General features: G+C 63.7%; 18 protein-coding genes and 1 pseudogene. 10 read left to right on the top strand and 9 right to left on the bottom strand.

Going from position 1 to position 23,661, the window contains the following annotated elements; genetic code table 11:
- The first annotated feature begins 2 nt into the window (after nt 1–2).
- Nucleotides 3–1,661: a chemotaxis protein CheA gene (locus AC06DU_RS09945; RefSeq protein WP_478204278.1), complete on the top strand. Its 1,659-nt coding sequence runs from the start codon at nt 3–5 to the stop codon at nt 1,659–1,661.
- A gap of 198 nt (nt 1,662–1,859) precedes the next feature.
- On the opposite strand, the gene AC06DU_RS09940 is transcribed toward AC06DU_RS09945, so the two are convergent.
- The 6 genes from AC06DU_RS09940 to AC06DU_RS09915 all read right to left on the bottom strand — a co-directional run bounded on the left by AC06DU_RS09940 (nt 1,860) and on the right by AC06DU_RS09915 (nt 6,747).
- Nucleotides 1,860–2,762 carry an XVIPCD domain-containing protein gene (locus AC06DU_RS09940; protein ID WP_478204404.1) on the bottom strand — a complete coding sequence of 301 codons (903 nt, stop codon included), beginning with the start codon at nt 2,760–2,762 and terminating at the stop codon, nt 1,860–1,862.
- Between the two features lie 104 nt (nt 2,763–2,866).
- Complete coding sequence (locus AC06DU_RS09935; protein ID WP_211915314.1) at nt 2,867–3,415, bottom strand: hypothetical protein; 549 nt, start codon at nt 3,413–3,415, stop codon at nt 2,867–2,869.
- Between the two features lie 255 nt (nt 3,416–3,670).
- Nucleotides 3,671–4,288 (bottom strand): hypothetical protein, encoded by a 618-nt coding sequence (locus AC06DU_RS09930; protein WP_386344338.1) that lies wholly within the window; start codon nt 4,286–4,288, stop codon nt 3,671–3,673.
- Nucleotides 4,289–4,373: 85 nt separating this feature from the next.
- Nucleotides 4,374–4,790: a SymE family type I addiction module toxin gene (locus tag AC06DU_RS09925; RefSeq protein ID WP_076038903.1), complete on the bottom strand. Its 417-nt coding sequence runs from the start codon at nt 4,788–4,790 to the stop codon at nt 4,374–4,376.
- Nucleotides 4,787–5,056, bottom strand: a complete 270-nt coding sequence (locus AC06DU_RS09920; protein WP_478204277.1) for a hypothetical protein — start codon at nt 5,054–5,056, stop codon at nt 4,787–4,789. Before AC06DU_RS09920 ends, AC06DU_RS09925 begins: the two co-directional genes overlap by 4 nt.
- Nucleotides 5,057–5,826: 770 nt before the next feature.
- On the bottom strand, nt 5,827–6,747 hold the full coding sequence (locus tag AC06DU_RS09915; protein ID WP_478204276.1) for a hypothetical protein: 921 nt from the start codon (nt 6,745–6,747) through the stop codon (nt 5,827–5,829).
- Between the two features lie 137 nt (nt 6,748–6,884).
- On the opposite strand from AC06DU_RS09915, the gene AC06DU_RS09910 reads away from it, so the two are divergent.
- A complete protein-coding gene (locus AC06DU_RS09910) occupies nt 6,885–8,933 on the top strand; it encodes an SIR2 family protein (protein WP_478204275.1) in 2,049 nt (682 codons plus the stop codon).
- Nucleotides 8,881–10,680, top strand: a complete 1,800-nt coding sequence (locus AC06DU_RS09905; RefSeq protein ID WP_478204273.1) for a hypothetical protein — start codon at nt 8,881–8,883, stop codon at nt 10,678–10,680. Before AC06DU_RS09910 ends, AC06DU_RS09905 begins: the two co-directional genes overlap by 53 nt.
- 249 nt (nt 10,681–10,929) lie before the next feature.
- Here AC06DU_RS09905 and AC06DU_RS09900 read toward each other — a convergent pair.
- From AC06DU_RS09900 to AC06DU_RS09890, 3 genes and pseudogenes are all read right to left on the bottom strand, one after another.
- Nucleotides 10,930–11,421 (bottom strand): annotated as a pseudogene (locus AC06DU_RS09900) (TonB-dependent receptor domain-containing protein); the annotation flags it as partial.
- Between the two features lie 274 nt (nt 11,422–11,695).
- The gene (locus AC06DU_RS09895) at nt 11,696–12,607 is read right to left on the bottom strand and encodes a CPBP family intramembrane glutamic endopeptidase (protein ID WP_478204271.1); all 912 of its coding nucleotides are present in this window, start codon (nt 12,605–12,607) and stop codon (nt 11,696–11,698) included.
- A gap of 446 nt (nt 12,608–13,053) precedes the next feature.
- Nucleotides 13,054–16,209, bottom strand: a complete 3,156-nt coding sequence (locus tag AC06DU_RS09890) for a TonB-dependent receptor (RefSeq protein WP_478204269.1) — start codon at nt 16,207–16,209, stop codon at nt 13,054–13,056.
- A 588-nt stretch (nt 16,210–16,797) separates the two neighbouring features.
- Here AC06DU_RS09890 and AC06DU_RS09885 point away from each other — a divergent pair.
- From AC06DU_RS09885 to AC06DU_RS09855, 7 genes are all read left to right on the top strand, one after another.
- A complete protein-coding gene (locus AC06DU_RS09885; protein ID WP_026064871.1) occupies nt 16,798–17,538 on the top strand; it encodes a flagellar motor protein in 741 nt (246 codons plus the stop codon).
- A gap of 7 nt (nt 17,539–17,545) precedes the next feature.
- A complete protein-coding gene (gene motD / locus AC06DU_RS09880) occupies nt 17,546–18,520 on the top strand; it encodes a flagellar motor protein MotD (RefSeq protein ID WP_039515497.1) in 975 nt (324 codons plus the stop codon).
- A 1-nt stretch (nt 18,521) separates the two neighbouring features.
- Nucleotides 18,522–19,304, top strand: coding sequence for a ParA family protein (locus tag AC06DU_RS09875; protein ID WP_024937682.1), 783 nt, complete (start codon nt 18,522–18,524; stop codon nt 19,302–19,304).
- Nucleotides 19,301–20,641: a chemotaxis protein CheW gene (locus AC06DU_RS09870; protein ID WP_478204267.1), complete on the top strand. Its 1,341-nt coding sequence runs from the start codon at nt 19,301–19,303 to the stop codon at nt 20,639–20,641. Before AC06DU_RS09875 ends, AC06DU_RS09870 begins: the two co-directional genes overlap by 4 nt.
- Nucleotides 20,642–20,744: 103 nt before the next feature.
- Nucleotides 20,745–21,053, top strand: a complete 309-nt coding sequence (locus tag AC06DU_RS09865; RefSeq protein ID WP_024937684.1) for an STAS domain-containing protein — start codon at nt 20,745–20,747, stop codon at nt 21,051–21,053.
- The gene (locus AC06DU_RS09860; protein WP_002806565.1) at nt 21,050–21,415 is read left to right on the top strand and encodes a response regulator; all 366 of its coding nucleotides are present in this window, start codon (nt 21,050–21,052) and stop codon (nt 21,413–21,415) included. Before AC06DU_RS09865 ends, AC06DU_RS09860 begins: the two co-directional genes overlap by 4 nt.
- Nucleotides 21,416–21,448: 33 nt before the next feature.
- Nucleotides 21,449–23,458 carry a chemotaxis protein CheA gene (locus tag AC06DU_RS09855; RefSeq protein ID WP_102257017.1) on the top strand — a complete coding sequence of 670 codons (2,010 nt, stop codon included), beginning with the start codon at nt 21,449–21,451 and terminating at the stop codon, nt 23,456–23,458.
- Nucleotides 23,459–23,661: the final 203 nt, after the last annotated feature.

Below are 23,661 nucleotides of genomic sequence, written 5' to 3'. Positions count from 1 at the left end.
CCATGAGTGCTGTTCCAGACGATATTGCTGCCGATTTCATTGTCGAGGCCCAGGAGATCCTGGATCGCCTCGGCGAACAGCTGGTGTCGCTGGAACAGGCACCGGACGAAGCCGACCAGCTCAACGCGGTGTTCCGCGGCTTCCACACGCTCAAGGGCGGCGCCGGCTTCCTGGCGATCAAGCCGATGGTGGAGCTCTGCCACGCCGCCGAGGAAACCCTGGGCATGGCGCGCTCCGGCCAGGCGGTGTTGCAGGCGCATCACTTCGATGCCGCGCAGCAGTCGCTGGATTATCTGCAGGCCATGCTGGATGCGATGGGCTCGGGCGAAACCGTGCCGCATGCACCGGCCTCGCTGATTGCGCAGTTCGACGCCAAGAGCGGCCCGCCGGCGGTCAAGGCCGCGCCCAAGGCCGCTGCCGCTGCACCTGCACCTGCACACGATGACGCACACGGCGCTGCTGCGCCGGGCGCCAAGGCCGCGCCCAAGGCGGCGGCCAAGGCGGCCGACGCCGAGCAGACCGTGCGCGTGGACACCAAGCGCCTGGACGCCATCGTCAACCTGATCGGCGAACTGGTGCTGTCGCGCAACCGCCTCAAGACCCTGCGTACCCGCCTGCGCGACGAAGAACTCGACCGCGCGGTCAGCACCCTGGACATCGCCACCGCGCGCCTGCAGACCGCGGTGATGCGCACCCGCATGCAACCGGTGAGCAAGGTGTTCGCGCGCTTCCCCAAGGTGGCCCGCGATGTCGCGCGCACGCTGTCCAAGGAAGTGGAACTGGAACTGATCGGCGCCGAGACGGAACTGGATCGCAACCTGGTCGAAGCCCTGGCCGACCCGCTGGTGCACCTGGTGCGCAACGCGATCGACCACGGCATCGAATCGCCGGCCCTGCGCGAAGCCACCGGCAAACCGCGCAGCGGCCATGTGCGCCTGTCGGCGCAGCAGGAAGGCGACTACGTCAGCATCGAGATCCAGGACGACGGCGCCGGCATCGACCCCGAACGCCTGCGCGAGATCGCCCGCAACAAGGGCCTGATCGATGCCGAAGCCGCCGCCCGCCTGAGCACCGACGAGTGCCTGCACCTGATCTTCATGCCGGGCTTTTCGACCAAGGCCGAAGTCACCGACATCTCCGGCCGCGGCGTCGGCATGGACGTGGTGCAATCGCGCATCCGCGAACTCAGCGGACAGATCCAGATCCAGTCCGAACTGGGCCGCGGCAGCCGCTTCATGATCCGCGTGCCGCTGACCCTGGCGATCCTGCCCACGCTGCTGGTGCAGGCCGGCGAAGCGGTCTATGCCCTGCCGCTGGCGCGCGTGGTCGAAGTACTGCACGCCCCGCAGACCTCGCTGGGCTGGTTCGACGGCCGCGCCGTGCTGGACCGCCGCTCGCACACCCTGCCGCTGATCGACCTGCGCCGCTGGCTGGGCGTGCCTGCCGAACAGCCGCCGCTATTGACGGTGGTGCTGCTGCAGGCCGGCGAAACCCGCTTCGGCCTGGTGGTGGACCAGGTCCGCGGCCGCGAGGAAGTGGTGATCAAGCCCCTGCCCCGCGCCCTGCGCGGCCTGCCCGGCTACGCCGGCGCCACCCTGATCGGCGACGGCCGCATGGCGCTGATTCTGGATGTGGATGGATTGCGTTCCAGCGATCATTGATGTTTCGGGAATCGGGAATCGGGAATCGTCAAGACGATCCTGGTTGCCTGATCTAACGGCCGCGTACTGCGGCCGTTGTCGTTTCACTACCAGCATCGCTGCCGATCTACGCTGCTACGCGCGCGGGCATGGGCGCGACGGTTTGGCGACGGTCAGGCTGCCGTGGAAGTGAACCTGAAACCGCTATTTCACTAGCCCTCACACCATCCGGTGTTGAGGCGAAATCGACTGCTCTCGCTGTTGCTCCTGCTGCTGGGATTGCTGTTGGCGCTGAGTTTCGCCCAAGGCCTGTAATTGCGCCAAGGATTGCTCGACGGGCTGCGCAATCGCATCACTCGTCTTCATATGCGCCATCTTGTGAGCGGGATCGTTCAACGCACCTTCCACAACGAAGACGTTCTCGCCCTGCCGCACGGACTTGGTGTTCTCGCTCAGCACGACATGATCGATTCGCGACAGCCCGTTCTCTTTGGCTAAATACGCGCTGCTTGCTGCCAGCCGTGCGCTGTTGTCGTCGTACTCGCGGCCGAGACCTTGCTCAAGGCGGCGAACGGCTTCTTTTGCTTGGTGATGCAGCGGATCTGTTGGCAGCACTCTCGCGAGCTGTGTTACTTCCTGTAGTGGAGATACCTGCTCACCGGGCGGCTGCGCCTCACCAATCACCTTCTGCCAAAGTTCCTGCTTGGGCTTCGGATTGTTGTGCTCCTTATTCAACTCACTTTTAGGCACAGGAGCAGAAATGCTCTTGATATCATCTACGTTTTCTACGGGTCTGATATCCCCCTCAAAGCCTTTATCAACTCCATCTTTTGTCTTCCGGTGCAGTCCAGCGTGATTGAGCGCATCCCACGTGAAGTCGATACAACTGTTTTTAGCACCGTGATATTCCATATTGAACCCGTGCTTAGCAGGGGCCGCGCCGAAGGCCTCCAGCTTTTCATACTGCGCCTTATCGATCTCCATCGTGCGTGAGTAATATGGTTTTTGGTAGGTATCGACGTCATTGAACGAAACTTTTCCTGGCCCGCTAGCCTCGCCATGCTTGATGGGCGAGAACCCATAACTTTTGACAGTCGTTCCGTCGTCAATCGAGTAGTACATATGGCCACCGAAGGATGTGCCTCCGGCCATCAACGGCGTACCTGCGGCAGCGACGTAGACAGTGACTGCATAGCGCTTTTCACGATCATCCATGCTCACTCCCCTTACTTTCCTTTATAGGTGTAAGCGACAAGAAGTTGCGCATTAGCCGCAACCAGCGCCTCGGCGTTCTGATCAAAGCGCAGTTTGAGCCGATAATGGCCTGGCTGGACAGCATTGCTATAGCCGAACGCCAACTCCCTGGACGCGGTCTGTTCAGTAGACAAACCGGCGTCTTGCAGCGTCGTACCGTCCGCATCAAAAGCGAACAGACCAGGAGCCATACCATCAGCTGACAAGGGAATGGACGCCTGCTGACCTACTCCCACACGCTGACTACGCTGCAATTCCACGGAGACCGGACCGGATGGTTCAATACGCTCCAAGTGGAGCTCAGCCGAAACACCAGCGCTAATCAGCCTGTCAGCACTTTGGGAGACGGCAGTTGGATCGACACCGGTGATCCGCACACCGATGAAAACGGGAGGAGTCGCGTCGTCGGGCAGTGCGGGTACATCGAATTCCAGCTCTGTAGGCCCACGATCATGTGGGGTCAAACTCCGTACCAACGGGACGACCGTTCTCATCTCTATCTGCTCCTTTGCGATAGGCACGTTTGCAGGCGGCGGTTGCAGGCTGCAGCCAGCAATCAGGCAGGTAATCAATGCCGTGAGTGCAAAGCGCATTGGATCGTTTGCAAGGGGCACGGCTTTCTCCAATAAGTGTTGGTGCTGCAGGGGGGAATTTTGACAGTTTTTTCAATGTCATCGTGTCATGCACGCCTCTCAAGTACCCCCAATGCCCTATGCACGCATTGCTTTATGAGGCCTGACAACTCCAGGGCTGAGTGACATGTCCGCTACCTCAGCTTATCGGATGTAGACCCATTCGACGCATTTGTGCGCTACCAACTCTTGCGGTTCCGCAGCTTCGCCTCTCGGGAAAACCTCTACACGCATCCCTGGGCGCGTGTAGAGATCACTCATCCAGCGACCGTCCTCGACGATGTTGCGCTCGCGCGCAAATCCCATTAGCTCAAGCTGCTGGGTGAAGCGGTCGAAGTCCAGACGACAGATCTCGGTCATTGAAGGCGATGCACCGGCCACATTGCGATCAAAACGGAATTCAAACCAGCGTCCATCGAGTTTGGTTTCGTCAACACCAAAGCCGTAGCTCCACTCTTTGGTGAGCCGGCCAAAAGCACGGTATAGGCGTTCATCGTTTTTTACGAATTGAACGACCTGCCCCATTGCCGACTTCAGACGCTCGGGAGTGAAGTCGGAAATGGTCTGGCTGCCTTTGATCAACGCAAGCAGGTGGCCAAGCAAACCCTCCGCAGTGGGCTTGTCAGGCGGCACAGTGGCAGGGCTGGATGAACTCAGGGCGGATGTCTCCGTGACGGTTGCCGGAGCTGCGCCGCCCGCCGCGTGGGCGCAAGCTCCCAGAGCCAGGGTGGCGAGCAAGGCGTAGAGGGGGCGCGCGATCATGAAGCGTCCGTAGTGCGCTGATGTCGCTGCGACGCTAGTGGCATGCGGCACTGAGGTCAATCGCAGGTCTCTGTCACCCGCACCATCATCGCCGCACGCTACGCGCCTTGGCCGGCACCTCCACCGGCGGCAACACCTCCATCAGCAGCTGCCCTTCGCTGGCGGTGATGCGCAGCTTGGTGCCGATGGCAAAGCCCAGTTGTTCCAGCCATAGGCCGCTGAGGCGGACGTGGGGCACGTGCTGGTCGCCGGCGTGGTCGTGGGCGCCGGGGTAATGGGTGTAGCTGACGGTGCATTGGCGCGGGCGGCGGGCGCGGCGGGGTGCGCGTAGCGTGCCGGGACCTTGCGGTGAGGCGTCCGGGTCGGGCGGCAGCATCGGCGGCAGCTTGGTGCGGTCGGGTTCTACAACAACCCACTGCACCCGCTTGGGTGGCGCGGGGCGCGTACGCGTGCGGGTGGGCCGTGCGCTGGCAGATGCAGTGGGTGGGCGGCGGCGTGTCATGGCGCCTCCAGGTGATGGCGGGTGATGGATGCGGCGACGCACTGCTGCAACGGCACGGCCCTGCTTGCCGATAGGCGGCACGAGGTGTGCGGCAATACACCAAGCTGGCGACTCAGCGGATGCGCGGTATGGTCGCTCGCCTGCTCAACAGCCGCGCGCGCGTCGAGCCGGCGCAGCACATCGCCCATATTCCACCGCAGGCGGCGGGTAGAGGCTGGCAATAGATCAACCGACACAGAGGCCGGCATGGATGGTGCGGTAGACATGGCAACGCCCTCCTGGAACAACCCAAGAACCGCCGCCAACGGCGACGGGATGTCGGGAGGTTCGAAACCGCACGTAGCCGGCGGGCATATTCCCCTTGCGGGTGTTGTATTAGCCGCCCTCCCGACGCAGGCATTGCGTCGGCTTGCACCTGCAGGATGCAGGCACAAAAAACCCACCGGTTTGACGGAGGTGGGTACCGCTACGTGGGGAGTTTCGACGCTCCTTGGGCCTAGATTGCAAGTACGCGGTCTGGCGTGTCAATACACGCTGGCGAGTCTCGCGCGGCTGTGTGCGCCGCTGGCGCAGTTCCATAAGAGCCACGCAAGCCGAGCGCAGCCGCCTGATAAGTGCACCTGAACCCATCGCGGTCCTGACGTTCGCCAGCTCACCTACTATCCGAGGATTGAAGCCATGCGCCTAATGGTGAACGTGTTCAAGCACGGGGAAGGAAGGTCATTGGATGACCTTCGCAAGCTTTATCCCGAGTTCTTGCGCGAAAGATCCCACCATTGGAACGTTTACGATGACACGGACATGGAAGTGACGAACGAACACGTCGCAGGGTTCGCAGCGGCCATCGAGTCATTCTGGCGCGAATTGCCGCCGACCGTGACGTTTGATGGCGATGCAGCACTGGACGTTCCAGACGAGATTGAGAAGGCATGGGACAAGGATTTTTGCATCGCAGCAGGCGTCCCGCGCGAATTCTTAAGTCCGTCCGATCAGACCGGCCGTTTTCGGCTATGTGCGGTTATTCGTAACTGCCTGATTATACCGCCTTCGCATCTGGTTTTGGGAGAACGATGGCGCGTGAATTCTTATCTCCCCATGCTACGCGGGCGTCATCCCATTCCAGAATAAGCAGAACGGGTTTACTGAAATTTCCGGCTTCACCTTTAACAGCCGTCAGGCCAATCACCCGACCACCCCCGGCTTTCTCTTCATTCTGAGCGGACGCGTAGTCCTTCATCGCTAGCTCTATGGCTGCTCTTGATTCGATACAGTCTTGACGAGTAAGTTTTCGCAAGGCCAGCTGAACAAGACTGATTGAGGCCATGTAAGCGCGAAACATAGACAACAAGTCGATATGGTCATCAAGCTGGTCCAGAACCCGCATTTTGAAATCGCCCCGATCCTCCAAGATGACTTTCTTCTTGCAGTAGATCAAGGTAGATTCTGACCATGGAGCGCTCTTAGAGCGCTCTTTTATGCCGTGAACAGCCACGGCACGATGCTGAACGTGGTTTCGCAACTCGCAGACGAACTGGTACCCGAGCGTTGCGTCATAGGCCTCTGAAAGGAGTTTCTTGGCCACATTAGCAAAAGGTTCGGGTAACGCTAGATGCTTGAAGTCACGCACCACATGGTCGGCAAACAGCCGCGCGGTGGTTAGAAAATTGATGGCATGACGATTGGCCTCTGAGAGGACCTCTGCCCACTTCTCATAGCGGAATTCAAGCTCAAGTGTTCCTCGCAAAGAAACTTCGGCACAGAACATCTCAAAGGCCGTGAAGTTGCCGAGTAACAACTCATAACGCTGCTCAAAGGCGCCGGCGTCCACGAGTGTTCTTCGCGCATTGGCCAAAAGGCGATAGCGCACATCACTTATCTCGATAATCGTCTGGGGTCCGATGTGCGACCCGCGCAAGAAGTAGCCCACCCTATCCCCCCCACGGATTTCCACGGGCATGATAAGGCCTGCCTACTCGGTGCGTCCAAGGGGCCTGGCAAACCCGCGTCAAGGATTTCGAGGCGTTACCGACCTTGCAGCCCGAAGAGCTGGTTTGAGCGTCTTAAGATGTGCCTTAACGCGGCAGGAGACTAGATATGCCTAAGTTCGCAAAAGCCGGACCCGTCGTTCCGGACGAGCTAGTGCAGTCGCTCGAAGATGATCGTGTAGTGATCTTCTGCGGTGCGGGCATCTCGATGGGAGCTGGGCTCCCGAGCTATGTGGGCTTAGTCAAGTACTGCTATGACGAGCTTGCAGAGACGCTCCCCTTGAAGAAGGCGCCTGAATGGCTCTGGCCCGATCGCATGCTGGGCAGCCTTGAGGGTAAGTTCGGAAGGGCGCAGGTGCGAGACGCTGTCCACAGGTGTCTCTCCGCAGCGCCAACTTCGCTCGACATGCATAAAGCCATTCTTAGGCTCGCGAAGCTACGCGGCGAACCTGGGGTTAGGCTCGTTACGACGAACTTCGACACACTATTCGAGCAAGCAAGAACCGAATGGCAGTTCGGCAAGGATCTGCACTCTGGACCAATCCTGCCTATTCCGCGCAACGACAAGGCAGTGACTTGGCGCAGCGTGGTCTACCTGCATGGCCGACTGGACGAAGTGGGTGCCAACGAGCATCTCGTCTTGACGAGTGCGGATTTCGGGCGCTCCTATCTGACCGATGCATGGGCCGCGCGCTTTGTCGCCAGGCTGTTTAGCGACTTCACCGTGCTTTTCATCGGGTACAGCCTCAACGATCCCGTGCTTCGTTACATGACTGATGCTTTCGCCGCTGAGAACTCATCGTCGCGTGTGGCGTCCAAGCGCTCTCCGGCCTACATCTTTGTGCCTCATAAGGGCAAGGGCGTCGCCGATGAATCGCCCTATCGTCACCGCAATCTCAGGCCGATCTTCTACCGGCAAACGAAAGACCATCGGCATCTTCGCAATACGATCGTCGCGTGGGCCGATGCGCGAGAAGACTATCTAAAAAGTACTCTGGGTCTGATCGCTCGAATCGCCCCGAAGCGCCCCTCCACCATCAACCCGAGCGACATGGCGAACCTCGTATGGGCTGTATGTGGGCGACCGACGGACGCCGGCCACGGCGCCAAGGCGTTCGCGGATATGAAGAAGCGCCCACCAATCGAGTGGTTTGACGAGTTCGAGCGACGTGAGGTGGATATTCTGGCGGCCCACAAGAAGGCGGTGGAAGCCGCGCAAGTCGAAGGCGACGACCTGCCTCCCTACCCGCAACTCGTCATCGAGCCGCTGTTCCCCAGGGCGCATGACGCCCGCCTCGCGCAACTGCCACCGCAGTCGGTGCACCTGGCGCGCTGGCTCGCCCAGCACATTGACGACTACGGCCTCGCGACACGCGTGATCCAAAAGCTCGCCAACCAGAGGTTCTTGCATCCCTTTCTAATGGACCGGATTCGCCAATCTCTTCGAGAAGGGGGCGACGTGAAGCCCGGGTTGGCGAAGCTCTGGAAACTGATCACGTCCACCTCTGACGACACTTTGGCGTTGGGGCGGCTATTCCCTTTCGAGTTGAAGGTGCCCGAAACGCTCGCCGCAGGGGACGACGCCCTGGCATTCAAGGTCGATCTGCTCTCGGCACTACGCCCGTCCGTTTCCCTCGCGCAACCTTTCGATACGCGACTTCCAGACTTCAATCCGAATGCCGAGGGAGAGGAAGAGCAGGCAAGGGGATTACGATTGTCCGAAGTCGTTAACGCGAAGGTAGTAATTCCGGGGGACGCGCAGGTGGGGCTCCTCGTTGAGCGCATCCTGGCGCGCGACGAATCCGCTGCGTTCCTGGCATCACTCCTGCCGGAACTCACAACGTTGCTTAGGCGGACCGTCGATCTATTCACGCTGACAGAGCAAGCATCCGCTGGGACCGACATCTCAGTCTTTCATCGCCCATCTATCGTCCCGCACGCGCAGAACCGCGGCTACGAGAAATGGACGCTGATAATCACGCTGATCTGGCACGGCTGGCAGCACCTCGACCAAATTGATCCGGTCGCAAGCTGTCGAATCGTCGGTGAGTGGCTCGCCAGTGAAGCAATCGTGCTTCGCAGGCTCGGGCTTGCTGCACTCAACCATGCCCAAGGATTTACCTGGCACCAAAAAATGGAGCATCTCCTCGATGGCTAACGTGCCCGCGCTCTGGGATATCTCGGCGAGGAAGGAGGTCTATGACCTCTTGGTTGCGCTATGGCCCCAGCTGGAAGAAGACGCCCGTAACGCCTTGGTTGAGCGGATCGCGGCGGGTCCACCCGCATGGATGTCTGACCACCTGCCCGAGGCTGATCGCGATCAGCTCCGCGCGCGGCGAGTATTCGAGCGGCTGCGGATCATGCAACGGTCGGATCCCGAGCGGCCACACGCAGCGATGGAGGCGGAGCTTGCTCGCTTGCGGGAGCGCTATCCGCAGTGGGATATCGCTCCGGGCGAGCAGGCACACTTCTCGTTTTACAGCCAGTCGGGATGGCGCGCCCTAGACGCTGTGGACGACAAGCGCCGACTGCAAGCGATGACTCCGGCCGAGATTGTCGAAGAACTAGCCGCCGAACAGCGAGAAGATACGCTGGCCGGCTGGCGGGAGATGGTAGCGAGTGATTGGGAGAAGATGATGGCGGTGCTCCGCGATGTGGCGGACCGGACAGGGCCCGACGCCGAACTCTGGACTGCGACGCTCTGGGGTCTCCGCACCAAGGCCGCGACCCCCACGCCTGGCGAAGATGTGCTTATGTTGGTCGCCGGTATGGACGACGTGCTGGCACGTGATCCCAGTGTTTCCTCTGCGGCTGCTTATCTATTGGAGTCAGCGGCATCCTCCGCGCAGTTCCGAGAAATGTCGACAGAGGACTTCTGGCGAGCGTTTGATACCGTGGTGCCAGGCGTTGCTCAGGACGACACCAATTCACGCCGTCCTGATGACCACGACTGGGTCGCTGTTGCCATCAACACGTCCATGGGGAACTTGGCGCTCGCCTTTCTCAACGCTTTGTTCGCAAGCCGTCTGGCAGTGGGTGGAGGCGTCCCTGCGGATCTGACGGAACGGTTTGTTCGTCTAATCGGCGCCGGAGAGGCACGCCATCGTCCTGCCCGCGTCGTCTTCGCCTCGCGTCTTTCCTACCTCTTCGCGATCGATCCCGACCTCACGCGCTTGCACTTGCTTCCTTATTTCCGGTGGGAGCGTGACGAGACCGAAGCGCTCGCAGTCTGGCAGGGCTTCGGTTGGCAACCTCACCTCGATCCACTGCTATGGAACGAGATCAAGACCGACTTCCTCGCCTGCTTTCAAGAGGATCGGATCAATCAGCTGGGCGAGACCGTTGGCCCTCTGGCCCAAGCCTTGACTGCCGCTGGGCTCCACATCGGACTTGACGATTTGCCGCGCCAAGCCACACAGAGCGCTATCCGCCGGATGGGTCCGGAGACGCGCGCAGGCATGCTGCACTGGATTGTAGGTGCGCTTACCCGCGGGGACGACCGGGCGGTTGATCCGGACGCGGTGTGGGCTGAGAAGGTAAAGCCCTGGATCCAGAAGTTCTGGCCCCGCGACCCGCAGATCAGGAGTACGACAGAAGCCCGCCCATGGGTGGAGATGGCGCTTGCGACGAACGAAGCATTCGAGGATGCCGTCGCGACGGTGTCACAGTTCATTCGCCCGGGCGAGAACGATTTCGTGCTCGGAGAGCTGGCGAACTCCGGACATCTGAACGCGCACCCCCGGTCAGCGCTGAGACTTATGGATGCGTTCCTATCGCCGAATGCTCAGTTCTGGGCTTTCGATGATCTAAGACGCGTGCTCGACAGCGTCCTGGCTTCGGACTTCACCCTTCGCGATGACCCCGCTTTTGCTCGATGGGATGGCTTTGAGCGGGCGCGCGCCTAGGGGTGTAAACCCACCACATTGTTGATTGGAATTCGGGAGATGGGAGGCTTGTAGCGAGGTTGGCGTGTAGTCGATGCCAGTTGTAGTGATGCAGCCAGGCCCAGAAGGCGTTGGCGCATTGCGTGGAGTTAATATAGGAGCGCCCATGAGAAATAACGATTCCAGGTCACTTCCACCGCAGCCCGGCCATCGCCAAACCATCGCGCCCATACCGCCACGCGGCAGGCATGGGCGCGAAACGATTGGGAGCTAAAACTTGTAGGTCAGTCCCAGGTACGCCAGCCGGCCTGCGTATCCGCCGATGTAAAAGCGGGCGCGGGTGTCCTCGCCCAGGTGCGAGCGGGACTCCTGCTTGGTCAGGTTCAACACCGAGGCGGTGAGGCTGAGCGCCGGGGTGATGTTGTACGCCGCGTTCAGATCGACCTGGTAGTACGGCTCCTCGTAGACGTTCAACCCGTTGACCAGGCCTTGCACCAGCTCACCGCGACGGTTGTACGACGCGCGTAGCAGCAGGCTATCGGTCTCGTAGAACACGGTGAGGTTGGTCTGGTTCCTGGCGCTGCCGGGCATGGAGGTCTTGCCGACCTCGGTGCCATCCTCCAGCCGCACCGCCGCCTTGCTGGCATCGTTGTAGGTGTGGTTGAACTGCACACCAAGGCCGAACGGCAGCGTGTGCTGCGCATACAGCTCCACGCTTTGCGAAACTGCGTCGTGGCCGCCGGCCTGGGTGCCGTAGTTCTGAAACCTGAGGGTCAGGTCGACTTCCTTAAGTGAATCTGAGCCCGTTCTTTTGAGTGACCGCTTAGGGTCGGGAGCTGCCCTACCCCCGATAAACATCCCTAATTCTAATGTTGGATAGCAGTTCCCCTACCCTACCGAGAAGTCCCGTAGCGGAGCGTCGATCGGCCCACCGAGCGCTAGCAGACGCTCCATTGCGTGGTCGTCGCCGGTACGGCGCGAACCAGCATCCGATCGGCAAGGGCTCGGACGGGGCGATGCCGCCCGGGCAGTGGCGTTACCTGCTGGTCGGCGAGAAGTTCTGAGCTCCGCGCGTCTTTCGCCACTGGATCCACGCGATCGCGGCGACGAAGAAGACGCTGCACAGGTAACTGCCTTCCGGCCCTTGCGCGCCACCGGTCAGAGCGTCGAGGCCTTGCTGGCGTAGCGCCACCAGCAGCGCCGGCAAGTGCGCATCGATGCCGGTGACGGGCAGTTCGAAGCCGGTCGCGAGCAACCAGTTCCACCCCGCGTGCCAGCCCATCACGCCCCAGATATTGCCGGTCCGCAGCGCCCAGGCGCAGGCGAACAGCGAGAACAGGAACGTGCCGAGCATGACCCGGGGCGGCTGGTGCGGACTGAAATGCAGGAAGCAGAAAACGAGCGACACCAGCAGCACTGCCACCGCGACATTGGTCTTGCGCGCCACCACCGACAGCATCCAGCCGCGGAAGATGACTTCCTCCACGCTTGCCTGGAACATGAAACTCAATAGCAGCAGACTGATGTGCAGCAGACTGACGGGCGACCGCCAGGCCTGCCCCAAGCCCGCCGCCTGCATGCCGCCGGCCATCCAGATCGCGACTACGACCAGCGCGATCGTGCCGAATCCAACGGCCAGTCCGCGAAGGAAGGTTTTCAGCGGCGCCGGACCGGTCAGCCCGATACTCGCCAGCGAGCGCCCTTCGACGAAGCGTACCCAGACGAGCACGGCCGCCAGCGTCGGCGCGAAGCCGATCCACAACAGCGCATACAAGCCAGCGAGGCCGATCGGATCGCCGTGCGGCGTCGACCAATGCTGCGACTGCATCCACCCGTCCAGCGCGATCGCTGGTGCCGCGTTGAACAGGATCATCAGGATCGGCGTCACCCAGGCCCAGGGCAGCCAGCCGCGGGCTGGATCGGGCGAATACAGGGCAACGGGGGTCATGCGGGGGGCTCCAGGTCGACGTGATCGCCGCTGCAAGTTGCCATCCGCGCGGGGGCGTGGCAATCCGTTTGCGACCAAGCCACAGAAGCCGCCGATGAATCACCCGGATCGCCGACGAAATGGCGCTGAGTCGTCGCCCGTGGTGTCGAAATAACGGGTCGAAATAACGGGCCCAGGTCCGTTTCTTTTCAGCAAGGCCCGATTAGATCGCCGCATCGCTCGACGGTTTGACCGCAGTGCGGCAGCCAGCGTCGGCGTGGCCAGCAACTGCACCGGGGACAGGGAGAGCATTCGCACCAGCAAAGACCCCATGCGATGAGATCCTGCGGTGAATGACCGCGCACACGCGACGATGTCGTCGCGGACAGCGAACACTGCAGTCCGGCCGTCAGCGAACCATCGCGCCCATACCGCCACGCGGCAGGCATGGGCGCGACACGTTGGCGCTAGAACTTGTAGGTCAGCCCGAGGTACGCCAGCCGGCCGGCGTAGCCGCCGGTGTAGAAGCGGGCGCGGGTGTCCTCGCCCAGGTGCGAGCGTGACTCCTGCTTGGTCAGGTTCAGCACCGAGGCGGTGAGGCTAAGCGCCGGGGTGATGTTGTACGCCGCGTTCAGATCGACCTGGTAGTACGGCTCCTCAAAGACGTTCAGCCCGTTGACCAGGCCTTGCACCAGCTCGCCGCGACGGTTGTACGAGGCGCGCAGCAGCAGGCTGTCGGTCTCGTAGAACACGGTGAGGTTGGTCTGGTTCTTGGCGCTGCCTGGCATGGAGGTCTTGCCGACCTCGGTGCCATCCTCCAGCCGCACCGCCGCCTTGCTGGCATCGTTGTAGGTGTAGTTGAACTGCACACCAAGACCGAATGGCAGCGTGTGCTGCGCGTAGAGCTCCACACCCTGCGAGACCGCGTCCTGGCCGCCGGCCTGGGTGCTGTAGTTCTGCACGGTGACCGGTTGCCCGTCGACCATCATGTTGACGTCGCTGATGACGTCGACCGCAAAGTTCTCCACGTTCTTGCGGAACAGTCCCACACCTGCCACCGAGCCCGGCTGGAAATACCATTCCAGCCCCAGGTCGAACTGGTTGGCCTTGTACGGCTCCAGGTTCTTGTTGCTGCCCGAGCCGTACCAGCCCTGCTCGCTGGCACCGCCGGTCAGGCGCCGGTCGGCCACGTACTCGGGACTGTAAAACTCCAGGCTGCCGGGCGCGGCGATGTCGTTGTAGCTGGGACGTGCGATCACCTTGGCGGCTGCCGCGCGCAGCAGCAGGTTCTCGGTCAGGTCGTAGGCCAGGTTGAAACTCGGCAGCACGTCGGTGTAGTTGCGGTCCAGCCCGCTGACCACGAACGACTCGGTGCGTTGCACGCTGTCGGACAAACGCCAGTAGCCTTCGGTCCCGCAATAGGTGTCGGCCGGGGCGCCGCTGGGCATGGCGGCGCCCTGCTGGCAGGCCAGCGGATTGCCGTCGGCGCCATCGAAGAAGTAGTCGTTGTAGGCGGTCACCTTGTCGGTGGAATCGGCACGCTGGCCGGTGCGCGCCACCCGCACGCCGACGTTGCCTCGCAACCGCTCGGTGTGGAAGTTGAGTTGTAGGTAGGTGGAATAGATCTCCTCGTCGACGTTGTAGACGAAGTTGTCTTCGCTGCGGGTCTGCATCGCGCCGTAGGTCTGGTTCAAGTAGCCGATGTAGCCCGGGAAGTTGATCGCCGGGAACGCGCTGGCGTTGACGCCACCGGCCAGATTGTCCTGCGCGAACAGCAGGCCAGGCGAGAACTGGGTGGCGATGGCATTGCAGCGCCCGTTCCAGTAGCGGTTGTCGTAGTCGCCCGGATCGGTGCCCGGGCACACCCAGTAGTTGTTGCCGGTACTGCGGTGGATGCCGCCGTCGCGACGCTTGAGGCCGAACTGCAGCGAGTCGACGACCTCGCCATCGAAATGCCAGGTGGTATCGATCTGCGCGTACTGCTGCTGATTGGTGTTACGGGTCCAGGACGAGCCGGTCGAGCCCAGGTCGACCTGCAGGATGCCGTCGCGCAGGTTCTGCATCAGCTGCGGCGAGAATGTCATGCTCGGCGTGCCGGTCAGGTCCCAGGCGCTGGCGAAGTTGCCGTTGGTCCAGCTGCCGTCGGCGTTCTGCAGGCGCGGCTTGATCGGCAGGGAGAACTGCAGCTCCGGCCCGCCCTTGGCCCAGGTGCGGCCGACCTTGAACGCCACGTCCACCTGCTCGCCACGCCATTCGCCGCCCAGGTCCACCGTCTGCGACTGCGATTTCTCGATGTTGTAGCTGCCGGTGATCTGCGGCGTCGGCACGGTGCAATCGTCCGAGCCCCAGCCGCCCGGCGGCAGGCCGGCCGCGGCGGCCTGCGCCTCGCTGCAATAATAGGTCTTGCCCGGACGCAGGCTGTAGGCGGCGCCAGTGACGATGGTGCCGCTGGGATCGAACTGCAGCCCGTCGAGCAGACGGCCGCCGCGCCAGTTGCCGTCGCCGTTATAGCGGGCAATGTTCCACTCGGGAATCTTGATGGTATTGGTCTGCGAGTCCTGCGACAGGTCGAAGCGGAAGTAGTTCGCGGTCAGCGTCAGGTCGTCGGTCGGCTTGAACTGCAAGGTCAGTTGCCCACCCTTGCGCTCGCGCTCCTCGCGTTTGGCCTCCAGGCTGACCGCCGTCGGCATCATGAAACCGGTGGAGTAATTGCCGTCCTGGTTCCAGAAACCGGTACCGCCCCACCAGTTGGCGTTGAAGTCCGACGGATTTCCATTCACGTCGACCGCCGGGCCGACTTCGTCGCGGCCGTACCACTGCCAGCTCTCGGTACTGGCATTGAGCGTGCGCGCGGTGCGCTTCTGCTGCGTGTAGCCAACGAACACGCCGAAGCGGTTGTCCTTGTCGTGCCACGAGTACGAACCGGAGAACTGGCCGTCGGTCTTCTTGCTGGTATCCGACCAGGTGCCCTCGGCCGAGACGAAGCCGGAATGTGGCTCCAGTTCCAGCGGGCGCCGCGTCTGCAGGATCACCGTGCCGCCGATGCCGCCTTCGTCGATGCGTGCTTCCGGGGTCTTGTACAGCTCCGCGCTGCCCAGCAGGTTCGACGGCAGCAGCGTGTAGTTGAACGAGCGCGTCGGGTCGCCGTTGGATTCGGCGGTGGCGATGTAGTTGCCGTTCAATTCGGTCAGCACCAGCTCCGAGGACAGGCCGCGCACACTGACGTTCTTGCCTTCGCCGCCGTCGCGGCTGATGACCACGCCGGGCACGCGCTGCAGCGCATCGGCCACGTTCTTGTCGGGGAACTTGCCCACGTCCTCGGCGGTGATCACATCGACCACGGCGTTGGCGTTGCGCTTCTGCTCCAGACTTTTTTCGATCGCGTAGCGGTAGCCGGTCACCGTCACCGCATCCAGGTCCGTGGCCTGCACTTCGGCCTGGCCGGTGGGCGCCGGCGTGGCATCGGCCTGCTGGGCGGCAGCGGTGGTAGAGGCGGCGCTCGCGAACAAGACGATGGCGATACCGGCGGACAGCGTGCTGCGGTTGCGTGCGAATGGCATGCAGTTCATTTCGATCATGCTCTCCCAATAGTGATTGGCTTCGGCCGATTCCTGTCGATCCAACGATCCGCCAAGAACGCTGCGCGAAGTGACACAAAAATATCCGGCGCCGTTGCGCCCCCCCTCCTCTTGCGTCCGCTTCCACGCAGATGCAATTAGATCGTTCTAATGCCGTGGAAAGCTAAGTAGCACAGCCCATGCGGCAGCGCATTCTGCCCCGCAACAGGCCCGCGGCATTGCAGGGCATCCACGATGGCCGGCCGGCCGCAGCAGCGTGATCGCAGCAAGCAACACACCCTTGCCCGCAACCGGACGCAAGCGGTTTGCCGACGCGCCAGCACACACCTTGTTTAAAACCGAGCTCAGCAATAGGCTGGATCGACGTGGGGGCATCGCCCACCACACGCCGCTTGGCGGCCATCGCCAACGCGATCGCCACACCGAACATGCGCGCGTTTGTTGCCTGCGTACACGCGCAAGCGCGGCGGGGCCTGCGGCGGCATCGATGACACGCCTTGGCATGCGCCGATGACCTGTCAACCCTGCATCGCCGCCAGCGTGGAAGCGGCCCATGCCGCAAAACGACAACTTTCTGGCGCATCGACCGAGTGCGTCTATCAAGTCCGCCGGGCTCGCGCCGATATCGCCTCCATGGACAGACTCAGCATCATCGGACTGGTGCTCGCGATCGTGGCGATCGTGGGCGGCAGCGTGTTGAAAGGCGCCGGCATTTCGTCGCTGTGGTCGCCGGCTGCCTTCGTGATCGTGATCGTCGGCACCGTGGCGGCGATCCTGCTGCACACCTCGCCGGCGGTTTTCCGGCGCGCCTTCAAGATCCTGCGCTGGGTGATCCAGCCGCCGGCCAGCGACCGCCCGCAGTTGCTGGCGCGCATCGTCGAATGGAGCAACATCGCCCGCCGCCAGGGCCTGCTGGGCTTGGAAGACCAGCTCCCGCGCCAGGACGACGCATTCCTGCGCAAGGGCCTGCAGATGCTGGTCGATGGCGTGGAGCCCGAATCCATGCGGCACATGCTCGAGATCGAAATGGACAACCAGGAGCGTCAGGATCTTGCCGCGGCCAAGGTGTTCGAAGGCATGGGCATCTATGCGCCCACGCTGGGCATCATCGGCGCGGTGCTGGGGCTGATGGCGGTGATGAAGAACCTGGCCGACCCGGCCATGCTCGGCCATGGCATCGCCGCGGCGTTCACCGCCACCATCTACGGCATCGCCTCGGCCAATCTGCTGTTCCTGCCGGTCGCCGCCAAGCTCAAGAGCGTCATCCACTGCAGCACCAACGAGCGCGAAATGGCGATCGAAGGCCTGATCGCGATCGCCCAGGGCGAGAACCCGCGCAACATCGAGTCGAAATTGGCCGGATACTTGCATTAGTCCCGTCATGGCCCGCCGTCGCAAACATCACGAAGACCATGGCAACCACGAAGCGTGGGCGATCCCGTATGCCGACCTGATGACGCTGCTGCTGGCGTTCTTCGTGGTGATGTACGCAATCTCCTCGCTCAACGAGGGCAAGTACAAGGTCATGGCGCAGGCGCTGACCACCGCTTTCGGCGGCTCGTCCACTGCCGCCAGCCCGGTGCAGATCGGCAAGACCCAGACCCTGGGCGCCGATTACGACCGCCCCTCGGTGATCAAGGCCGGCGCCCCGATGGCCGCCTCCAGCGGGCCGACCGACCCCACCCTGCTGCCGTCGATGGCCGCGCAGATGCGCATGCCGGTGTCGCTGCGCAACCAGGCGCAGCTGGCGCGCGCGCAGCGGCAGATGGATGCGGTGGCCCAGCAGCTGAGCAAGACGCTGGCGCCGCTGATCGAGCAGAAACTCATCACCATCCGCCGCAACGACCTGTGGATCGAGGTGGAGATCAACAGCGACATCCTGTTTGGCACCGGCTCGGCCTCGCTGGCCGGCAGCGCCCGCGGCACCCTGTCGGCGCTGGCCGCGGTGCTGCGCGATGCGCCCAATGGCGTGCGCGTGGAGGGGTATACCGACAACCAGCCGATCGCCACCGCACAGTTCCCCTCCAACTGGGAGCTGTCGGCCGCGCGCGCCGCCAGCGTGGTGCACCTGTTTGCCGACGACGGCGTCGCCCCGCAACGATTGGCGATGGTGGGCTATGGAGAATTCCGCGCACGTGCCGATAACAGCACTGAGGCGGGACGGAATGCGAACCGGCGTGTGGTGTTGATCATCCTCGCTGACTCGGCTGGCTCACTCGCACCCGATCCGCCATCGCAGATGCATGCGACCGCCGCCGGGGCGCCCAAGCTTCCCAAGTCTGACGGCGGCCAAACGGCCGTCACCACCGAAAGCGGCACAAGTTCCGTCCCCGCCGTAATTCAAGGAGTGCAGTGAGATGCGTATCTGGGCAATCGCCAACCAAAAGGGCGGCGTCGGCAAGACCACCACGACGCTGGCATTGGGTCGCGGCCTGGCCGCGCTCGGCCACCGGGTATTGTTGATCGACCTCGATCCGCACTCCTCCCTCACCCGCGCGTTCGGTGTGGCGATCGACCCGCCGCCGCGCGGTGTGCTGGACCTGTTCGGCACCCCGCCGAGCGACCTGGCCAGCCTGGCCCATGAAAGCGCCATCCCCGGCCTGTCCTACGTGTGCGCACAAGCCGCACTGGCCACGCTGGAACGCCGCAGTGCCAACCAGCCCGGCCTGGGCCTGGCGCTGCAGAACGCGATGACCCGGCATGCCGGCCAGCACGACTACATCCTGCTCGACTGCCCACCCACGCTCGGCCTGCTGATGATCAACGCCCTGGCCGCCTGCGACCGCGTGGTGGTGCCGACCCAGGCCGAGCCGCTGGCGCTGCATGGCCTGGCCAGCATGGTGCGGACTGCCGACATGGTGCAGCGCTCGCGTCGCCGCGCACTGCCGGTGTCGATCCTGCCGACCCTGTTCGACCGTCGCACCCGCGCCGGTACCGAGACGCTCAAGGAGATGCAGGACACCTATGGCGCCGTCGTCTGGGAAGACGCGGTGCCGGTGGATACCCGAATCTGCAATGCCGCCGCACTGACCGTCCCCGCCACCGGCGGCGACTACCAGGGCCGCGGCCTGTCCGCCTATCGCCGCGCGCTGGAATGGGTGCTGGCCGATGACGCGATGCGTATGGAGCAAGCTGCATGAGCAACCACACCGCCAACGGTGAGCTGGACGACTATCTGGAAGGCCTGTTGCACGATGCCGGCGTCGAGATCCCCGCTGCCACCGCTGCCGCCCCTGCTGCCAGCGAGGCTCCGGCGCCTGCGGACGCAGACGTTGCGCTGGCCGAGCCGCCGGTGCAGGCTGCCGCGGCTCCCGAAGCGGCCGCCGTGTCGGAAGCGGCCACCTCCCACGCGGTTGCCGCGGTGGCGAGCGCCGACGCGATCGCTGCAGATTTCCTCGCCGAAATGGATGCCGACCCGGCCTTCGGGCCGCCGGCGGTGGTTGCCGCACCCAGCGCCGCGGATATCGCTGCAGACTTCCTGGCCGAAATGGATGCCGACCCGGCCTTCGGGCCGCCGGTGGTTGCCGCACCCAGCGCCGCGGACATCGCTGCCGACTTCTTGGCCGAAATGGATGCCGACCCGGCCTTCGGGCCGCCGGTGGTCGCCGCGCCCAGCGCCGCGGACATCGCTGCCGATTTCCTCGCCGAAATGGATGCCGACCCGGCTTTCGGGCCGCCGGTGGTTGCCGCGCCCAGCGCCGCGGATATCGCTGCCGATTTCCTGGCCGAAATGGATGCCGACCCGGCCTTTGCCACCGCTGCACCCAGCCCGTTCATGAGCACCGCCGACCTGATGGCCGAAATGGACGCCGACCCGGCGTTTGCCACCGCTGCCGCCGGCGCGGACCTGCTGGCGGCCGATCTGTTGTCGGAGATGGATGCCGACCCGGCCTTCGCCGATGCCGCACCCGCCCCGCCGGCACCCGCTCCGGCACCGCCGCGCCCTGCACCGGCACCGCACCGCGCACCGCCGTCGCCGATCTATCCGCAAGGCCTGCAGGCGCTGCTGGCGCCCGGCCAGGCCGAGCACATCCAGGCCGAGCGGCGCGCCAGCGAACGCAGTACGCGCTGGCTGCGCCTGCGCTGCGGCGAGCAGACCTACGCGCTGGAATTGCTCAAGGTGCAGGAAGTGGTGCTGCCGGTGCCGCTGCTGCCGTTGCGCGGCACCGCCAGCGCAATGCTCGGCATCATGAACCTGCGTGGCCAGGTGGTGCCGGTGATCGACCTGGGCATGCATCTGGGCTCGGCACCGATCGACATGGATCTGCAGACGCGTGTGGTGGTGCTGGAAGAAAATGGCGAAACCATGGGCCTGCGCGTGTCGGCGGTGGAGGATGTGACCAGCCTGACCGATCAGCAGATCGAGCCGCCGGACAACGCCCGCCTGTGCCGCATTTCCAACAACCTGTTCCGCGGCGTCGCGCGGCTGGGCCATCAACCGATGATCCTGCTCGATGCCAGCCATCTGCTGCATTGATCCAGCGCGCAGCTGACGCGCACCTGCACACGCAACGATTCAGCGTTAAAGCTTTCCCGCCCCCCGCCGTTAGTACGCATAGAACCATCCGTTCGGAGCAACAATGAGCACAGTGACATTGGGTGAGGATCTCGGCATCGAGACCAGCGCCGACCTCAAGCAGAAGCTTGCCGCGTTCCTGACCCAGGACGGCGACCTGGTGCTCAATGCCGGCGACGTCCGGCGCATCCATACCGCCAGCGTGCAGTTGCTCTGCGCCTTTGTGCAGAGCCGCCGCCAGGCGGGCTTGCATACCGAATTCGATGGCTGCAACGACACTTTTAGAGATGCGGCCCGTCTGCTCGGCGTCACCGACGCGCTCGGACTTTCCGCATCCAATGACAACCTGAAATCTGTGGAGAACGCCGCATGAGCGCACGTATCTTGGTGGTGGACGATTCGGCGTCAATGCGCCAGATGGTCTCTTTCGCCCTCACCTCTGCCGGCTTTGCCGTCGAAGAAGCCGAGGACGGCGCCGTTGCGCTGGGCCGCGCGAAGGGCCAACGCTTCAATGCGGTGGTGACCGACGTGAACATGCCCAACATGGACGGCATCTCGCTGATCCGCGAGCTGCGCCAGCTGCCGGACTACAAGTTCACCCCGATGCTGATGCTCACCACCGAGTCGGCGGCCGACAAGAAGTCCGAAGGCAAGGCCGCCGGTGCCACCGGCTGGCTGGTCAAGCCGTTCAATCCGGAACAGCTGATCGCCACCGTCCAGAAAGTTCTGGGTTAATCCTTACTCGCTTCACCATCGGATCTCACGCCCATGAGCATGGACCTGCAACGTTTCCACGCCACCTTTTTCGAGGAAAGCCGCGAAGGGCTGGACGCGATGGAGGCCGGGCTGTTGTCCCTTGAAGAGGGCAACCGCGACCCGGAAATCATCAACTCGGTGTTCCGCGCCGCGCACTCGATCAAGGGCGGCGCGGCCACCTTCGGTTTCGAAGCCGTCGCCGGCCTGACCCACGTGCTGGAGACGCTGCTGGACGAGCTGCGCTCCAACAAGCGCCAGCTCGAACCCAATGCGGTCGATGCCATGCTCGGCTCGGTCGACGTGCTGCGCGCCCTGCTGCGCGAAGCCGAACACGGCACCCCGGCCGACCCGGCCGCGGTCAAGGCCGTGCATACCCGTTTGAACGCCGTGCTGGCCGGCGAAGCGCCGGCCGCTGCGGCGGTCGCCAAGCCGAAGGAAGAAGAACCCGAAGCCTGGCATATCGGGTTCACCCCGGCGCCGTCGCTGTTCATGAGCGGCAACGACCCGCTGCGCATCATCCGCGAGCTCGAGCACCTGGGCCCGCTGCAGATTGCCGCACGCCTGGAGCGCATGCCCGGCTTTGAGAACATCGACCCGCTGGAAGCCTACCTGGCCTGGGATCTGGGCCTGATCGGCAAGATTCCGCGCAGCAAGATCGAAGACACCTTCGCCTGGGTGGTGGACGATTGCGAGCTGGACATCCGCCCGATGGCGGTGCCCGGCCCGCCGCCGAGCCTGGCCGTCGAAGCCGCTGTCGCGGCGCCGGTCGCCGTCGCTGCGGCGCCCGCTGCTGCTGCCGAACCTGCCGCCGCTGCTGCTGCCACGCCGGCCAAGGCCGCCGCGGCCGAAGCGGAAACCTCGATCCGCGTCAGCGTCGACAAGGTCGATGCGTTGATCAATCTGGTTGGCGAGCTGGTCATCACCCAGGCCATGCTCAAGCAGGTCTCCACCGGCCTGGACCCGGCGCACGCCGAACAGTTGTTCGCCGGCCTGGATCTGCTCGAACGCAATACCCGCGACCTGCAGGAAGCGGTCATCGGCGTGCGCATGCTGCCGGTGGATGCGGTGTTCCGCCGCTTCCCGCGCCTGGTCCGCGACCTCTCCAGCCGCCTCGGCAAGCAGGTGCGCCTGCGCACCATCGGCGAAGGCACCGAGCTGGACAAGGGCCTGATCGAAAAGATTGCCGATCCGTTGGTGCACCTGGTGCGCAACTCGATCGACCACGGTCTGGAAATGCCCGATGCGCGTCGCGCCTCCGGCAAGGACGAGACCGGCACGATCACCTTGGCGGCCTCGCACCAGGGTGGTCATATCGTGATCGAAGTCAGCGACGACGGCCGTGGCCTCAATCGCGCCAAGATCCTGGAAAAGGCGGCCGAACGCGGTATCGCCGTGCCGGACAACCCGACCGATGCGCAGGTGTGGGACCTGATCTTCGCACCGGGCTTCTCCACCGCCGATGCCGTCACCGACCTGTCCGGCCGTGGCGTGGGCATGGACGTGGTCCGCCGCAACATCCAGGGCCTGGGTGGCGAAGTGCAGCTGGAAAGCAACGCCGGCAGCGGTACCCGCGTGCTGATACGCCTGCCGCTGACCCTGGCCATCCTCGACGGCATGACCGTGTCGGTGGCCGGCGAAACCCTGATCCTGCCGCTGGCCTATGTGCTCGAGGCCCTGCAGCCGGCACCGGAAGACATCCGCTCGATGGCCGGCGACGGCCGGGTGCTGCGGGTGCGCGGCGAGTACCTGCCGATCCTGTCGCTCACCGATTACTACGGCTTCGGCGGGCAGCAGTCCTCGCAGGAACCGCTGGTGGTGGTGGTCGAAGGCGATGGCCAGAAGATCGCGCTGGAAGTGGACGAACTGCTCGGCCAGCAACAGGTGGTGGTCAAGAACATCGAGAACAACTACCGCCGCATCCCGGGCGTGTCCGGCGCCACCATCCTGGGCGATGGACGGGTCTCGCTGATCGTGGACATCGGTGGGCTGGTGCGCTCGCTGCGCGTGCCGCAGGCCGCCTGAGTCAGTACAACAACCGCGGCACGGACGCCGCATCGCAACACCTGTAACACCTGCAACACATCCAACACCATGGTGTGATGTTTCCGGCGGTCTGGGGCCCGCCGGCAGCGCCGAACCCGCGCGGCATGGCACGACCCGCGGGGTGTCCTGGCCCGCGGCCATGTCCAACTCAGCGACCGTCCTGGCGCGTCTGCCCGCTTGCA

Source organism: Xanthomonas sp. NCPPB 3200 (assembly GCF_056393585.1).
The sequence above is the reverse complement of the archived record's forward strand: the minus strand, read 5'-3'. Positions and strand labels throughout refer to the sequence as shown.

Coding starts and splice junctions, on each gene's coding strand:
- AC06DU_RS09945 (WP_478204278.1), top strand. CDS start 3: ATGAGTGCTGTTCCAGACGATATTGCTGCCGATTTCATTGTCGAGGCC.
- AC06DU_RS09940 (WP_478204404.1), bottom strand. CDS start 2,762: ATGTACTACTCGATTGACGACGGAACGACTGTCAAAAGTTATGGGTTC.
- AC06DU_RS09930 (WP_386344338.1), bottom strand. CDS start 4,288: ATGATCGCGCGCCCCCTCTACGCCTTGCTCGCCACCCTGGCTCTGGGA.
- AC06DU_RS09925 (WP_076038903.1), bottom strand. CDS start 4,790: ATGACACGCCGCCGCCCACCCACTGCATCTGCCAGCGCACGGCCCACC.
- AC06DU_RS09920 (WP_478204277.1), bottom strand. CDS start 5,056: ATGTCTACCGCACCATCCATGCCGGCCTCTGTGTCGGTTGATCTATTG.
- AC06DU_RS09915 (WP_478204276.1), bottom strand. CDS start 6,747: ATGCCCGTGGAAATCCGTGGGGGGGATAGGGTGGGCTACTTCTTGCGC.
- AC06DU_RS09910 (WP_478204275.1), top strand. CDS start 6,885: ATGCCTAAGTTCGCAAAAGCCGGACCCGTCGTTCCGGACGAGCTAGTG.
- AC06DU_RS09905 (WP_478204273.1), top strand. CDS start 8,881: ATGCCCAAGGATTTACCTGGCACCAAAAAATGGAGCATCTCCTCGATG.
- AC06DU_RS09895 (WP_478204271.1), bottom strand. CDS start 12,607: ATGACCCCCGTTGCCCTGTATTCGCCCGATCCAGCCCGCGGCTGGCTG.
- AC06DU_RS09885 (WP_026064871.1), top strand. CDS start 16,798: ATGGACAGACTCAGCATCATCGGACTGGTGCTCGCGATCGTGGCGATC.
- motD (WP_039515497.1), top strand. CDS start 17,546: ATGGCCCGCCGTCGCAAACATCACGAAGACCATGGCAACCACGAAGCG.
- AC06DU_RS09875 (WP_024937682.1), top strand. CDS start 18,522: ATGCGTATCTGGGCAATCGCCAACCAAAAGGGCGGCGTCGGCAAGACC.
- AC06DU_RS09870 (WP_478204267.1), top strand. CDS start 19,301: ATGAGCAACCACACCGCCAACGGTGAGCTGGACGACTATCTGGAAGGC.
- AC06DU_RS09865 (WP_024937684.1), top strand. CDS start 20,745: ATGAGCACAGTGACATTGGGTGAGGATCTCGGCATCGAGACCAGCGCC.
- AC06DU_RS09860 (WP_002806565.1), top strand. CDS start 21,050: ATGAGCGCACGTATCTTGGTGGTGGACGATTCGGCGTCAATGCGCCAG.
- AC06DU_RS09855 (WP_102257017.1), top strand. CDS start 21,449: ATGAGCATGGACCTGCAACGTTTCCACGCCACCTTTTTCGAGGAAAGC.